Here is a 13,999-nt window from a genome sequence, read left to right as displayed (position 1 = left end):
TATGCAATACGAAGACCTTTATCGCCGCATTGGCCAGATCATTTTTAGCTGTGGCCCCGACGGCGCGCAGGTGCTGGTGGTGCAGGCGGAGCTGTTTGCCGATGAGGAGGGCGGGCAGTTTCAGTTTAACTACCTTGATGAAAACGGCGAACCGGACTGGTTCGAGCCGGACGCGCGCGCGATTGGCGATCTCAGTGCCGCGCTGAAAGACTTTCAGCAATACTTTATCGAACATGAGATGACTGAAGGGCAGCCGGTGTGGACGCACTGCACCGTGACGATTAACGTGGCGGAAGAGTCAATCAGTATTGATGTGCAGTAACGGCGGGCTTCCGTGCCCGTCATGGCGAGCGTTACGAACGCAGCGCTACCATCTCCTCGCTGTTTTTACGCGCCGCGCGCTTGCGGTGCACAATCTGGCTGGCGACCAGCACCAGCAGCGTTAACAGGCCGGTGGCGATAATTTCGGAACGATGCTGCGCATTGAACAGCATTGACGTCAGTACGCCGACAATGAACACCATAGTGGCCCACGTCAGACCCGGGAACAGCCACATGCGATAGCTGAGCTGCTCGCCGCGCGCCTCGCGCTTTTTCCGCAGCACCAGATGCGAAGCGGCAATGACCAGATAAACCAGCAGCGCAATGGCGCCGGAGCTGGCCAGCAGGAACTCAAACACCGCGCTTGGCGCCAGATAGTTGGCGATCACCGCCAGAAATGCTGCGGCGGTAGACATCAGCACTGCGACCCATGGCGTGCCGCTGCGCGTGGTGCGCGAGGCCGCCGCTGGCGCATCCTGACGACGCGACAGGGAATAGAGCATGCGCGACGCGGTGTAAAGCGCAGAATTAAGACAGCTGCATACCGCGATCAGCACCACCACATCGACAATCTGCCGGGCATACGGCACGTTCATCATCTCCATCGCCGTCTGGTAAGACCCGGCTTTCATCAGCGACGGCGTGTTCCACGGCACCAGCGCCACCACCAGAAAGATCGACAGCAGATAAAACAGCGCAATACGCCAGATCACCGAGTTGGTGGCGTGGGTGATTTGCTTGCGCGGTTCGTTAGATTCGGCGGCGGCAATAGTGACGATTTCCGTGCCCATGAAAGAGAACATGGTGGTAAGAATGGCGGCGAGCACGGCACTGATACCGTTAGGCATGAAACCGTGGGTGTCGTACAGATGTGAAATACCCTGCGTGCTGCTGCCGGGCAACAGGCCAAACAGCGCCAGGCTGCCGGCACCAAGAAAGGCGACGATAGCCACCACTTTCAGCAGCGCGAACCAGAACTCAAACTCACCGTAGTTTTTCACGCTGAACAGGTTACTGATGGTCAGGAAACTGGTGATCGCCAGCGTGTATTCCCACACCGCCACCTGCGGGAACCAGCCGTGCAGAATGGTGCCGGCGGCGTTGGCCTCCAGCGGGATCACCAGTACCCAGAACCACCAGTAAAGCCAGCCGATGGTAAATCCAGCCCAGCGGCCAAGGGATTTGTCGGCGTAGGTGGAGAAGGAGCCGGAGTCAGGTGAGGCGACCGCCATCTCCGCCAGCATGCGCATAATCAGCACCACCAGCGCGCCAGCGGCGATATAGGCCAGCAGCACCGCCGGTCCGGCTTCGGCAATCGCATGGCCGGAACCGACGAACAGCCCGGCGCCAATCACTCCGGCAATCGACAGCATGCGCACGTGGCGGGGTTTCAGGCTTTGTGCCAGTACATCGGCATTCTGAGCAGTCATCAATATCTCTCCAGATCGTCTCTCAGGCGGGGCAGGCCCCGCCTGTTATGCAGGTGAAACTTGCCTGCGCGCGGCAGGCAAGCGATCGGACAATGGGTGGAACGCTAAGGCTGGCTGAGCAGGCTGTCGAGAATATCCAGCGCCTGGCGGAACTGGGCATCCGGAATGGTGAGCGGATAGAGGAAGCGGATCACGTTGCCCTGCGGGCCACAGGTCAGCAGCAGCAGACCGCGCGCCATCGCCTGTTGCTGCAGCGCCTGCGCCTGCTGCGCACTGGCAAACTCCACGGCTACCATTGAGCCCAGCGCACGCACGTCGGTAATCGACGCGTTAGCGCGGCGCGCGCGGTGCAGCAGTTCGCTCAGCGTCGCGCCCAGTTCGCTGGCGCGCTGACACAGCTGTTCTTCGTCGATGACATCCAGCACCGCATGCGCGGCGGCAATCGACAGCGGATTGCCGGCGTAAGTACCGCCCAGCCCGCCCGGACCGGGCGCATCCATGATGTCAGCACGACCGCTCACCGCCGACAGCGGCATGCCGCCCGCCAGGCTTTTCGCCATGGTGATGAGATCGGGCTGCACGCTGTAATGTTCCATGGCAAACAGCTTGCCGGTGCGGCCAAATCCGCTCTGTACCTCATCGGCAATCAGCAGAATGCCGTGCTCATCGGCCAGCGCGCGCAGCTGCGTAAGAAACTCTGCCGGCGCGATGTGGAAACCGCCTTCGCCCTGCACCGGTTCCAGTACGATGGCGGCCACATCCTGCGGCGCGATGTCGTGGCTGAACAGATCGTGCAGGCTGGCGATAGCGTCCTCAACGCTGATGCCGGTGACCGCGTTAGGGTAGCGGGCGTGAAACACCGAGGCCGGCATCGGGCCAAAATCGCGCTTATAGGGGGCCACTTTGCCGGTCATCGCCATGGTCATGAAAGTACGGCCGTGAAAGGCGTTACCGAAGGTGATGATGCCGTGACGACGGGTGGCGGCGCGCGCCACTTTAACCGCATTCTCTACCGCTTCAGCGCCGGTGGTGAAAAAGGCGGTTTTGGCTTTACCGGCAATTGGCACCCGCTGATTGATGCGTTCCGCCAGCGCCACATAGCTCTCATACGGCGTGACCTGGAATGCGGTATGGGTGAATTTTGCTAACTGATCGGCAATGGCCTGCACGATGCGCGGATGACGGTGGCCGGTGTTGAGCACCGCGATGCCGCCGGCGAAATCAATCCAGCTATTGCCCTCAACATCACGCAGCGTGGCGTTTTCGGCCTGATCGACATACCACTGACAAAGATTACCGGTGCCGCGCGGCAGCGCGTCATCTTTGCGTTGTTGCAACTGGCTGTTTTTACCTTCCATAACCTTTCCTTAGCGATAAGCGTCTTTACAAATCACGACAAACACGCTTATTTATGCCTGCACTGAGCGCGGTTGCCAGAGCCAATTTCACTGAGAAGGATGGAGCCAATTGCGGAGTTTGTACGCCGATCATGTATTGGAACGACTACAGTTTGTCGCGGAAGGCACGCTGCAGCAGCGCCTGCTGCACTGCATGCAGGCGGCGATTGTAGAGGGCATTTTCCCGCGCGGCTCACGCCTGCCGGCGACGCGTGATTTAGCGCGCGAGCTGGCGGTGTCGCGTAATACGGTGCTCAACGTCTATGAAAATCTGGTCGCGCAGGGATATGTCAGCGCGCGCACCGGCAGCGGCACCTGGATTGCAGAAAACCTGCCGGAAGGGTGCCTCAACAGCGCGCCGGCGCTGCCGCTCAGTGAACCCCTGATGAGTAAACCGGCGGCGATTTCAAAACGTGGCGCCACGCTGCTCGGTCACGCCAATGCCTCGCCTTATCAGTGGGGTGCGTTTGTGCCCGGCGCGCCGGATGTGCGTGAGTTTCCGCATAAGTTGTTTAGCCAGATTCAGTCGCGCCTGAATCGCGAACCCGACATCGAGCGGCTGATTTACAGCAGTAACGGCGGCTGTCCGCAGCTGCGCCAGGCGCTGGCTGAATATCTCAGCGTGGCGCGCTCGGTGCGTGCCGACGCCGATCAAATCATCATTACTGAAGGCATTCATCAGGCGGTGGATCTGGTGACGCGCGTACTGTGCGACGCGGGCGATCCGGTGTGGATCGAGGAGCCAGGTTACTGGGGCACACGCAACCTGTTACGCATTAACGGACTAAAAATTCAGGCCAAAGCGGTGGATGAACAGGGCATTATCCCGGAGCTGGCACCGCGCAGCAAAGCGCCGAAGATGATTTTTGTGACACCGTCTCACCAGTATCCGCTGGGTGTTCATCTCAGTCTGGAGCGGCGCAGACAGCTGCTCGACCTGGCGCGCAAACACAAAAGCTGGCTGGTGGAAGATGACTATGACAGCGAATTTCGTTTCGCCGGCCAGCCGTTCCCCTCGCTGCAGGGCTTTGAACCGGATGCGCCGGTGATCTATATGGGCACCTTCAGTAAAACGCTCTATCCCGCGCTGCGTCTCGGCTATCTGGTGGTACCAAAAGCGCTGGCGCAGCCGCTGCGGGTGGCGGCGGCCGAACTCTATCGCGGCGGCCATCTGCTGGTGCAGCGGGCGCTGGCGGAATTTATTCAGAAAGGCCACTACATGACGCACATCCGCCGCATGCGCAAACTCTATAGTCAGCGCCGGCGCTTTATGATGACGCTGATTGAGCGCTACCTGGGCACAGCCTTTATGCCGGTGGTCAATCATGAAGCCGGGCTACATCTGGTGCTAAATCTGCCCCCGGGCTGCGATGATGTGGCGATTGCCGCGCTGGCGCTGCGACGCGGCGTGAAGGTGCGGCCGCTGTCGCAATACTACATGCATCCGCAGGAGCGACGCGGTCTGCTGCTCGGTTACGCCTGCGTGGATGAGCGCCAGTGCCAGGATGCGTTCGGTGTGCTCAAAGCCTGCCTGGTGGAAGCGGGCATCGCCGGGCGGGGATAGCCCCGGCGTATGCCTTACGCCCGGCCAATGCTGTCCAGTTGCGCAACCACCTCCGGGCTCAGCGTCAGCGCCGCGCTGGCCAGATTCTGCTGCAGATGCTGCGGCGAGGAGGTGCCGGGAATCAGCAGAATATTATCTGAGCGCTGCAACAGCCAGGCGAGCGCCACCTGCAGCGTACTGGCGTTGAGCGTGCTGGCCACCGCGCTGAGCTGTTCCGACTGCAGCGGCGAAAAACCGCCGAGCGGAAAGAACGGCACGTAGGGAATGCCCTGCGCGGCCAGCTGGTCGATCAGCGCATCATCCTGACGATTGGCGAGATTATACAGATTCTGTACGCAGGCAATCGGCGTCATCTGCTGTGCCTGCACCACCTGACTGGCGGTCACGTTACTCAGGCCAATGTGCCGAATCAGGCCACGTTGTTGCAACTTAATCATCGCCTCGATTTGCGGCTCCAGCGATCCTTCTGCTGGCCCATGAACGCTCAGCATCGAGCGTAAATTGACTACCTCCAGCACGTCGAGCCCCAGATTACGCAGGTTATCTTCAACCGCCTGCGTCAGCTCCTCCGGCGTGCTGGCGGGCAGCCAGCCGCCTTTGGCATCACGTCGGGCACCCACTTTGGTCACCAGCAGCAGATCGCTGGGGTAAGGATAGAGCGCTTTTTTGATCAGCTGATTGGTGATGTGCGGCCCGTAAAAATCACTGGTGTCGATGTGATTCACACCGGCAGCCACGGCATCGCGCAGCACCTGTAGCGCGCGGGCTTCATCTTTTGGCGGGCCAAATACGCCGGGACCGGCCAGCTGCATGGCACCGTAGCCGAGACGGGCAACCTGACGGTCGCCCAGCGTATAAGTAGTTGTAGCCTGTGACATGTAAACCTCCTTCATCGGATAGTGTTTAAATTGTAATCACAACGGTGCTGTGCGACTATCCGTGTAAATCAGGACAGACTGTACGGAGTGACGCACAATGGCGCTGGATATGGCGTTGCTGCATGCGGTAGTGGCGGTGGCAAAAGCCGGTGGATTTCGCGAGGCGGCGCGCATGAGCGGCACTAATCCGTCGCGTTTGAGTGATGCGGTGCGCCGCGCCGAACAGCAACTGGGCGTTCGGCTGTTTAATCGCACCACGCGAACGGTGGTGCTGACCGAAGCGGGCCGGGCGCTGATGTCACGGCTGCTGCCCGCCATGAACGAAGTGGATGCGGCGCTGGATGCCCTGAACACGTTCCGTGACACGCCGGGCGGCACGCTGCGGCTGAACGTGCCGGTCAGCGCGGCGCGGCTGGTATTACCGGCGATTGTGCCGGGATTTTTGCAGCGCTATCCGGACATCCGGCTGGAGATTGTGGCGGAAAGTAATGTGCAGGACATTTTTCGCGACAGCTGCGATGCCGGTATCCGTTATGACGATCATCTGGAGCAGGATATGGTGGCGCTGCCGATTGGTCCGCGCGTGCAGCGCTTTGCCGCGGCCGCGGCGCCAGCCTATCTGGCGGCTTACGGTACGCCGCAGCATCCGCGCGACCTGATGCAGCATCGCTGTCTGTATGGTCGTTATGCCACCGGGGTGACGGCCGAATGGGAGTTCAGCCGCGGCGCGGAACGCATCACACTACAGCCGCAGGGGCCGCTGATTTGCAGCATCGGTGCGGCGATGGAGTTGACGGTGTCAACGGCCATCGCCGGTGCCGGCGTGGTCTACCTGTTTGAGGACTGGCTGAAGCCGGCGCTGGCCAACGGTAGTCTGCAACCGATTCTTGCCGACTGGTGGCTCAGCTTTCCCGGCCTGTGGCTGTATTACAACGATCGCCGGCTGATCCCGGCACCGCTGCAGGCGTTTCTCAGCTGGATACGCGAACTCAATGCGACGCCGGGTTGACCAGCAGCCCGGAAACCAGCAGCCGGAAGGCCTGCACCGCACGCGGTAGCGCCGCGACCGGCTCATCGGCAGTGGCAATCCACAGCGCGGCATTGAGCGCGGCGCCGTTGACCAGTTGCGCCGCCGCTTCGGTATCGACCGGTTTCACCGTACCTTCCTCAATCAGCTCCGCCAGCATGGCGGCGGTGGTGCGCAGACAGGCGGTCTGATTAGGCCAGCGCGACGGATCGCCCAGCACCGCCGGGCCATCCAGCAGCATGATGCGCTGGACTTCCGGCTCCAGCGACATCTCGATATAGGTAATGGCTTCCGCCAGAAACGCGTGCCAGCGAGTGTGATACTGCTGCCCGGCTGCGCGCATCTGCTCAAGAATCTCACCATCAATCTGGTCAATAACCGCCTGCAATAACCCTTTCTTGTCGCCGAAATTATGATACAGCGCACCGCGCGTCAGCCCGGCGGCTGCCGTGAGGTCATCCATTGACGCTTCGCTGTAACCTTTCTGCGCAAACGCGCGTCGTGCAGCGGCAATCAGTTTGCCGCGCGTCTCTTCCACCTGGTCTGCCCGTCGTCTGGCTGCCATCGCTGTTCCTTAAATTTTGCATTGACATACGCCGCGTATGTAAAACATAGTAATACATACGCGGCGTATGTTAAAGCGAAAGCGGGCATAGCTAACCCGCTTTCTTCTCTCATCTTCAGGAGTACGATTATGAACAAACGCGATGCTGTTTTTCCAGCGGGCCGTCAGGCGTTGTACAACATCAATAAATACTCTGCGGCGATTCGCTCCGGCGACCTGCTGTTTGTTTCCGGCCAGGTAGGCAGCCGGGATGATGGCACCGCCGAGCCGGATTTCACGCGTCAGGTTAATCAGGCATTTACCAATCTCGCGGCGGTGCTGAAGGCCGCCGGTTGCAGTTTCGATGACGTGGTTGATGTCACTACGTTTCATACCGATCCGGAAGCGCAGTTCACCACGGTGAACGAAGTCCGGCTGCGCTTTTTCGGCGATGAGCCTTATCCCAACTGGACGGCGGTGGGCGTCAACTGGCTGGCGGGCTATGATTTCGAAATCAAGGTGATTGCACGTATTCCGCAGTGAGCCAGCGTGCGGCGATCAGTTTTTAACCTATAAAAAAAGCCGCTAACCGTTGCCGGTTAGCGGCTTTTTTACTTCACGCCTAATCAGGCGCTCAGCAATTGATCAGCAGTTTTTTCTACCAGCGCCAGCAGCAGCTTGATGTCTTCCAGCGTGACGGTCGGGTTCAGCAGCGTCAGCTTCAGGCAGGTCACACCTGCATGCTCGGTCACACCGACGTTAGCGCGGCCAGACTCCAGCAACGCATCGCCGATACGCTGGTTGAACAGGGCGATCTGCGCGCTGTCGCTCAGCTGGGCTGGACGATAGCGGAACAGCACGCTGGCCAGCTGTGGCTGCATTACCAGTTCCAGACGCGGCTCAGATTCAACGAACTGCGCGACGTCCTGTGCCAGGCTTACGCCGTGGTCGATAATCGCGGCGTACTGCTTCTGACCCAGCGCTTCCAGACCCATCCACAGTTTCAGCGCATCGAAACGACGCGTGGTCTGCAGTGATTTGGACACCAGGTTTGGCACGCCAGCTTCTTCATCGAACTCGGAGTTCAGGTAAGCTGCCTGATAACGCATCAGCTCATAGTGACGCGCGTCTTTCAGCAGGAACGCGCCGCAGCTGATGGTCTGGAAGTATTGTTTATGGAAGTCGAGGGTGACGGAATCCACCAGCTCCAGACCATCCAGGTAATGACGATACTTTTCAGACAGCAGCAGCGCACCGCCCCAGGCCGCATCCACGTGCACCCAGATGTTGTGCTCAGCGGCAATGGCTGCGATTTCACGCAGCGGATCGATGGCACCGGCATCGGTAGTACCTGCCGTCGCGACGATCGCCAGGATCTGTTCGCCGTTGGCTTCAGCCTGCGCCAGTTTGGCTTTCAGGTCATTCACGTCCATACGGGCGAACTGATCCGACTTCACCTGCACCACAGACTGATAGCCGTGGCCCAGCAGCGCCATGTTCTTCTGCACGGAGAAGTGGGCATTTTCTGAGCACAGCACTTTAATCTTGCGCAGATCGCCAGTGATGCCGTGCTGCTGCACGGAATGGCCCTGACGCGCATAGAAAGCGTCACGTGCCAGCATCAGGCCCATCAGGTTGCTCTGCGTACCGCCGCTGGTGAACACGCCCGCATCACCGGCCGGATAGCCAACCTGCGCACGCAGCCACTCAATCAGTTTGATTTCAATAATGGTGGCAGAAGGGCTCTGATCCCACGAATCCATGCTCTGGTTAGTGGCGTTGATCAGCACTTCAGCCGCCTGGCTTACCACCAGGCTCGGACAGTGCAGGTGCGCAACGCACTGCGGATGGTGCACCGCCAGACTGTCTTTGAGGAAATATTCAATCGCACGTTCAATCGCGGCCTGGTTGCCCAGGCCGTTTGGATTGAAGTCGAGCGTGATACGCTCGCGCAGTTCGGCAACCGTTTTGCCCTGGTACATCTCAGGCTGTTGCAGCCACTGCACAACCGCGGCGCTGCTCTGGGCAATCGCCTGCTGGTACGCCTCAATGCTCGGGGCCGAGGCGGCCAGAATCGGGTTTACTTCAGACATTTACTCTTCCAGTCAAACAGGTTTGACGCCAGCGCCCAGCAGCGCCTGCTCAAATTTATCCAGGAACACGGCCAGCTCTTCGTTGCTGATCAGCAGTGATGGCAGCAGGCGCAGTACCGCACCGTGACGACCGCCACGCTCCAGAATCAGACCGGCTTCGAAGCATTTTTTCTGCAGCAGTGCAGAGAGTTCGCCGTCGGCCGGGAAGCTGCCCATGTGGTCAGCTGGCTCGTGTGGCTTAACGATTTCGATACCGATCATCATCCCGAGGCCGCGTACGTGACCAATAACCGGGAAGCGTTTCGCCATCGCGTTCAGCTGGGCTTTCAGCCATTCACCCTGTTCTGCCACTTTGCCGGCGATGTTCTGCTCGGTCAGGATCTTCAGCGTCGCCAGACCGGTTGCCATCGCCAGCTGGTTGCCGCGGAAGGTACCGGTGTGGTGGCCAGGTGACCAGGCGTCAAACTGCTTTTTGATACCCAGCACGGCCAGAGGCAGACCGCCGCCCACCGCTTTAGACATCACGATGATGTCTGGCTCAATGCCCGCGTGTTCGAAGGCAAAGAACTTACCGGTACGGGCAAAGCCAGCCTGGACTTCGTCGAGGATCAGCAGAATGCCGTGTTCCTGGGTCACTTTGCGGATGCGCTGCAGCCACTCAGCTGGCGCCGGGTTCACGCCGCCTTCACCCTGTACCGCTTCGAGGATCACGGCCGCAGGCTTACGCACGCCGCTTTCAACGTCGTTGATCAGGTTTTCAGAGTAGTAGGTCAGGGCCTTCACGCCAGCTTCGCCGCCGAGGCCCAGCGGGCAACGGTACAGGTGCGGGTAAGGCATGAACTGCACTTCTGGCATCATGCCGTCAACCGCTTCTTTCGGCGACAGGTTGCCGGTCACGGACAGCGCGCCGTGCGTCATCCCGTGGTAACCGCCAGAGAAGCTGATTACGCCGCTGCGGCCGGTGACTTTTTTCGCCAGCTTCAGCGCCGCTTCAACGGCATCAGCACCGGATGGACCGGTGAACTGCAGGCAGTACTCTTTACCCTGACCTGGCAGCAGCGAGAGCAGAGATTCGGAGAACTGATCTTTCAGAGGCGTCGTCAGATCAAGAGTATGTAACGGCAAGCCGCTGGTAATGACATTTTGGATGCTCTGCAGAACATCAGGATGGTTATGACCAAGTGCCAGCGTCCCTGCGCCAGCCAGACAGTCAAGATATTGTTTGTTTTCAACATCCGTAATCCACACGCCATTGGCTTTGGCAATCGCTAAAGGCAACTTGCGCGGGTAACTCCTGACGTTTGATTCAAACTCAGCCTGACGGGCTAAGAATGCGTCGTTGTTTCCGTTGAATGAGTTGGCACCAAAAGTATCAATACGGACTTTATCCGTCATCATATCTCTCCTTCAACCGGGGCTCGAACAGGCTGGCCGATTGACTAGTTGAACAAAAAAGTATCAGTGGCTCAAAAAACGCGGCCAATATAGAGCCTTTTGACGCACATCACAATGATTAATTTTGTTTAGAATTGTTTATTCTTTTCATATAGGAATCAGGACGTTGGACAGAAACTGGCCACTTATTTTAGCGCCGCGATATGAACAGGCGATTAAATAATCGTGTGAATAAAAAGACTTATGCCCGCCAGTGCCAGCCAAGGACCAAAGGGCAGCACGTGATGCAGCTCGCGTTGCCAGCCTAATCGGGCCAGCAGAACAAATAAAATTGCGCCTGTGCAAGCCAGTAACAGCACAAAGGGTAAAAGCGCCCAGCCAAGCCAGGCACCCAGCGCAGCCAGCAGTTTGGCGTCTCCGCCACCGAGACCGGGGCGCTTTTTTATCAGCTGGTAGAGTCCACCCATTAGCCGCAGTGCGCTGTAGCCGGCTATCGCGCCGAACACCGCGTCATGCAGCGTTCCGGGCAGCCAGTGCAGCGCTTTGAACAGCAGGCCAAGCCACAGCAGTGAAAGGGTGAGAGCGTCCGGCAACAGCAGATGCTCAATGTCGATGAGGGTCAGCGCCAGCAGAATCCAGGCGAGCAGCAGGGCGGCAGGCAGGCGGCTATCGGGCGGCAGCAGCCAGGCCAGCGCCAGGCTGATCGCGGCGGTGAGCAGTTCCGTCAGCGGGTAGCGCAGGCTCACCGGGTGGTGGCAGTAGCGACAGCGTCCGCGCAATAGCAGCCAGCTGAGCAGCGGCAGCATATCGATCGCGCGCAGCGTGGTCTGGCAGTGTGGACAGTGCGAGCGCGGCAGCAGCAGGGTAAGGCCGGGTTGCGGGTTCATTACCTGCTGTGGCAGGCGATAAATGACTACGTTGAGAAAGCTGCCGACGCACAGCGCCAGCAGTGTACCGATCAGCCAGTAAGCGATTTCCATGAGGTTTTCTCCTGCTGTCCATGCAGCGTTGGGTTTTTCTGTCGCCATCAATGACGATCGTGCAGATCATGGCGCGGTTACCGTGGGGGCGCATTTGTGCGTACCGGTATAAACGGGGCGATTTTTTGCCAGGTTGCACGACAGGTTGGCATAAAGGTGCCGCGTAACCCGTTTGCGCGATAAATCGCGCCGCTACCAGTTCTGTGCGGTTTGACGAAAGGTCGCCATAAATGGCGACCCTACAGGTTTCACAGGGTGCGCATTTATGCGCACCGCGATCTGTCGCCAACCCTGGCCGGTGTGCGAGAGGCACAATACGCCGGCGGAGACGGCGTGGCGAGCAGCAAAGCGGCGTTGCAGCGATTTGCAGCAGGATTTACGAGCGGGTTCCAGAGAACAGCGGAGATATAAGCGGGGATGCGTGAATTTCACGGGCTGGCAATGACCAAATCGATGCGAAGACAGGCAAAAATCCATTCGATGGACCAGCTGAGGCGGGCAACAATCTAATCAATACGCCAGCGGAGACAGATAATAACCTTATCTATGCGCCAGCGAATTTACTGGCTCTGTTTAAACTGCTGCATGGCTTCCAGCACATTGCTGGTGGCGAGCGACATCACCCATTCGCTGTTGCGAAACACGTCGTAATGCCCGGCGTTATAGCGAAACACATACAGCTCACCGCGGAAACGCAATCCTTTTGTTTTCACGCCAATGTGATGCCGGCGCAGTGCTGCCTGTGAAAGTCTGTCAGTCGCGGTTCTCATCATCATTCTCCTGTCCAGCCTCTGGCGTCACTATCCCAGGGAAGAATAAGCAGCCAACCTTAGGATAACCTTAAGAACAGTATAGTCTCTTGGTTAATGCATTGAAAAATAGCAACTTTAATTGCCGTGTGTCGTCATGCAGACCCATGATGTCTGACCCGATGCTGATTTCCGGTCCCGGCGCGCAATCTTCTACCAATCTTCAACATCACGTAAAAAAGTCAGCGTGCCGCTTTGCCATTTAATGTTCAGTTAAGTTTTCCCCCGTATTTTGGTTTCTTATAGCGATAAAACAGACCTGCTTAAGTTTTGTTGCTCGCAGATGACAGCAGCACATCAAGCGCACTCGTTTAAGTAACGTTTAAACAAAAGGTTACAGCGTGTTTCATCAGGTTGTCATGCGAGGCAATAACGCTTGTTTTATTTTTCAGCATGTTTTCAGGCACAACAGTAAGGTTATCTTATGAGTTTCCTTCCGTTTTCGCGCCCGGCATTGGGTGAGGAAGAACTGGCCGCGGTGCAGGCGGTATTTGCATCGGGCTGGATTACCACCGGACCGCAGAATGCTGCGCTGGAGCAGGCGTTTTGCCAACTCACCGGCAACCAGCACGCCATTGCCGTCAGCTCTGCCACAGCAGGCATGCACGTCACGTTGATGGCGCTGGGTATCCAGCCCGGCGACGAGGTGATCACCCCGTCGCTGACCTGGGTTTCCACGCTCAATATCATTACGCTGCTGGGCGCCACGCCGGTGATGATCGATGTGGATCGCGATAACCTGATGGTGAGCGCAGAACAGATCGAAGCGGCTATTACGCCGCGCACCCGCGCCATCGTGCCGGTTCACTATGCCGGTGCGCCGGCGGATATCGACGCCATTCGCGCCGTCAGCGCGCGCCACAATATCCCGCTGATTGAAGATGCGGCCCACGCGGTAGGTTGTTACTACAAAGGCCGGCACGTCGGGCAGCAGGGCACCGCAATCTTTTCGCTGCACGCCATCAAAAACATCACCTGCGCCGAAGGCGGCATCGTGGTGACCGATGATGCGCAGCTGGCTGACCGCCTGCGCAGCCTGAAATTCCACGGCCTCGGCGTCGATGCCTACGATCGCCATACCCATGGCCGCAAACCGCAGGCCGAAGTGATCATGCCCGGTTTTAAATACAACCTGCCAGACATCAACGCCGCGATTGCGCTGGTGCAGCTGCAAAAGTTGCCGGCCATCAATGCACGTCGCGAGGCCATCGCCGCGCGCTATTTGCACGAGCTGGCAGATACGCCGTTGCTGCCGCTGGTGCAGCCGGCGTGGCCGCATCAGCATGCGTGGCATCTGTTTATCATTCGCGTGGACGAAGCGCGCTGCGGTATCAGTCGCGATGCGCTGATGGAACAGTTGAAAATCCATGACATCGGCACCGGTCTGCATTTCCGCGCCGCGCACACGCACAAATATTACCGTGAACGCTATCCGCAGCTCTCGCTGCCGGCCACCGAATGGAATAGTGAACGTATCTGCTCGCTGCCCCTGTTCCCCGACATGCTCGATGACGATGTAACGCGTGTGATTGCTGCCTTACGCCACCTTGCGGGAGCCTGA

General features: G+C 58.8%; 13 protein-coding genes. 5 read left to right on the top strand and 8 right to left on the bottom strand.

Features of this window, described 5'->3' with window-relative positions; translation table 11 throughout:
• Position 1 precedes the first annotated feature (1 nt).
• Positions 2-322 carry a hypothetical protein gene (locus tag H7K56_RS07215; protein ID WP_021312978.1) on the top strand — a complete coding sequence of 107 codons (321 nt, stop codon included), beginning with the start codon at positions 2-4 and terminating at the stop codon, positions 320-322.
• Positions 323-353: 31 nt separating this feature from the next.
• On the opposite strand, the gene gabP is transcribed toward H7K56_RS07215, so the two are convergent.
• Positions 354-1,751 (bottom strand): GABA permease, encoded by a 1,398-nt coding sequence (gabP, locus tag H7K56_RS07210; RefSeq protein ID WP_058770212.1) that lies wholly within the window; start codon positions 1,749-1,751, stop codon positions 354-356.
• A gap of 104 nt (positions 1,752-1,855) precedes the next feature.
• Positions 1,856-3,109 carry a 4-aminobutyrate--2-oxoglutarate transaminase gene (gene gabT / locus H7K56_RS07205; RefSeq protein ID WP_104187369.1) on the bottom strand — a complete coding sequence of 418 codons (1,254 nt, stop codon included), beginning with the start codon at positions 3,107-3,109 and terminating at the stop codon, positions 1,856-1,858.
• 109 nt (positions 3,110-3,218) lie between these two features.
• Between gabT and pdxR the strand changes: the two genes are divergently transcribed.
• Positions 3,219-4,712 carry a MocR-like pyridoxine biosynthesis transcription factor PdxR gene (gene pdxR, locus H7K56_RS07200; protein WP_182688982.1) on the top strand — a complete coding sequence of 498 codons (1,494 nt, stop codon included), beginning with the start codon at positions 3,219-3,221 and terminating at the stop codon, positions 4,710-4,712.
• Between the two features lie 14 nt (positions 4,713-4,726).
• Here pdxR and H7K56_RS07195 read toward each other — a convergent pair whose 3' ends face one another.
• The gene (locus tag H7K56_RS07195) at positions 4,727-5,590 is read right to left on the bottom strand and encodes an aldo/keto reductase family oxidoreductase (protein WP_150360294.1); all 864 of its coding nucleotides are present in this window, start codon (positions 5,588-5,590) and stop codon (positions 4,727-4,729) included.
• Positions 5,591-5,687: 97 nt separating this feature from the next.
• Here H7K56_RS07195 and H7K56_RS07190 point away from each other — a divergent pair, with 97 nt between their 5' ends.
• Positions 5,688-6,599 (top strand): LysR substrate-binding domain-containing protein, encoded by a 912-nt coding sequence (locus tag H7K56_RS07190; RefSeq protein WP_132463929.1) that lies wholly within the window; start codon positions 5,688-5,690, stop codon positions 6,597-6,599.
• Here H7K56_RS07190 and H7K56_RS07185 read toward each other — a convergent pair.
• Positions 6,580-7,182 (bottom strand): TetR/AcrR family transcriptional regulator, encoded by a 603-nt coding sequence (locus H7K56_RS07185; RefSeq protein WP_150360293.1) that lies wholly within the window; start codon positions 7,180-7,182, stop codon positions 6,580-6,582. The two genes, H7K56_RS07190 and H7K56_RS07185, sit on opposite strands and share 20 nt — an antisense overlap.
• 129 nt (positions 7,183-7,311) lie before the next feature.
• Here H7K56_RS07185 and H7K56_RS07180 point away from each other — a divergent pair, with 129 nt between their 5' ends.
• Positions 7,312-7,704, top strand: a complete 393-nt coding sequence (locus H7K56_RS07180; RefSeq protein ID WP_150360292.1) for a RidA family protein — start codon at positions 7,312-7,314, stop codon at positions 7,702-7,704.
• Between the two features lie 83 nt (positions 7,705-7,787).
• On the opposite strand, the gene H7K56_RS07175 is transcribed toward H7K56_RS07180, so the two are convergent.
• From H7K56_RS07175 to H7K56_RS07160, 4 genes are all read right to left on the bottom strand, one after another.
• Complete coding sequence (locus tag H7K56_RS07175; protein ID WP_058770207.1) at positions 7,788-9,254, bottom strand: pyridoxal phosphate-dependent decarboxylase family protein; 1,467 nt, start codon at positions 9,252-9,254, stop codon at positions 7,788-7,790.
• 12 nt (positions 9,255-9,266) lie between these two features.
• On the bottom strand, positions 9,267-10,649 hold the full coding sequence (locus H7K56_RS07170; protein ID WP_150360349.1) for a diaminobutyrate--2-oxoglutarate transaminase: 1,383 nt from the start codon (positions 10,647-10,649) through the stop codon (positions 9,267-9,269).
• 215 nt (positions 10,650-10,864) lie between these two features.
• Positions 10,865-11,629 (bottom strand): prepilin peptidase, encoded by a 765-nt coding sequence (locus H7K56_RS07165; RefSeq protein ID WP_150360291.1) that lies wholly within the window; start codon positions 11,627-11,629, stop codon positions 10,865-10,867.
• A gap of 560 nt (positions 11,630-12,189) precedes the next feature.
• Complete coding sequence (locus H7K56_RS07160; RefSeq protein ID WP_227746467.1) at positions 12,190-12,405, bottom strand: hypothetical protein; 216 nt, start codon at positions 12,403-12,405, stop codon at positions 12,190-12,192.
• 457 nt (positions 12,406-12,862) lie between these two features.
• On the opposite strand from H7K56_RS07160, the gene arnB reads away from it, so the two are divergent.
• Complete coding sequence (gene arnB / locus H7K56_RS07155) at positions 12,863-13,999, top strand: UDP-4-amino-4-deoxy-L-arabinose aminotransferase (RefSeq protein WP_150360290.1); 1,137 nt, start codon at positions 12,863-12,865, stop codon at positions 13,997-13,999.

The sequence above is a fragment of the Pantoea dispersa genome (assembly GCF_014155765.1).
GTDB lineage: Bacteria > Pseudomonadota > Gammaproteobacteria > Enterobacterales > Enterobacteriaceae > Pantoea > Pantoea dispersa.
Note: the sequence above shows the minus strand (reverse complement) of the source record. Positions and strands in the feature narration are given on the sequence as shown.

Excerpts from the sequence above, each read along its gene's own strand:
- H7K56_RS07160 (WP_227746467.1), bottom strand. The coding sequence starts at position 12,405 with ATGATGATGAGAACCGCGACTGACAGACTTTCACAGGCAGCACTGCGC.
- H7K56_RS07165 (WP_150360291.1), bottom strand. The coding sequence starts at position 11,629 with ATGGAAATCGCTTACTGGCTGATCGGTACACTGCTGGCGCTGTGCGTC.
- H7K56_RS07180 (WP_150360292.1), top strand. The coding sequence starts at position 7,312 with ATGAACAAACGCGATGCTGTTTTTCCAGCGGGCCGTCAGGCGTTGTAC.
- H7K56_RS07190 (WP_132463929.1), top strand. The coding sequence starts at position 5,688 with ATGGCGCTGGATATGGCGTTGCTGCATGCGGTAGTGGCGGTGGCAAAA.
- gabP (WP_058770212.1), bottom strand. The coding sequence starts at position 1,751 with ATGACTGCTCAGAATGCCGATGTACTGGCACAAAGCCTGAAACCCCGC.
- arnB (WP_150360290.1), top strand. The coding sequence starts at position 12,863 with ATGAGTTTCCTTCCGTTTTCGCGCCCGGCATTGGGTGAGGAAGAACTG.
- H7K56_RS07195 (WP_150360294.1), bottom strand. The coding sequence starts at position 5,590 with ATGTCACAGGCTACAACTACTTATACGCTGGGCGACCGTCAGGTTGCC.
- gabT (WP_104187369.1), bottom strand. The coding sequence starts at position 3,109 with ATGGAAGGTAAAAACAGCCAGTTGCAACAACGCAAAGATGACGCGCTG.
- H7K56_RS07170 (WP_150360349.1), bottom strand. The coding sequence starts at position 10,649 with ATGACGGATAAAGTCCGTATTGATACTTTTGGTGCCAACTCATTCAAC.
- H7K56_RS07175 (WP_058770207.1), bottom strand. The coding sequence starts at position 9,254 with ATGTCTGAAGTAAACCCGATTCTGGCCGCCTCGGCCCCGAGCATTGAG.
- H7K56_RS07185 (WP_150360293.1), bottom strand. The coding sequence starts at position 7,182 with ATGGCAGCCAGACGACGGGCAGACCAGGTGGAAGAGACGCGCGGCAAA.
- H7K56_RS07215 (WP_021312978.1), top strand. The coding sequence starts at position 2 with ATGCAATACGAAGACCTTTATCGCCGCATTGGCCAGATCATTTTTAGC.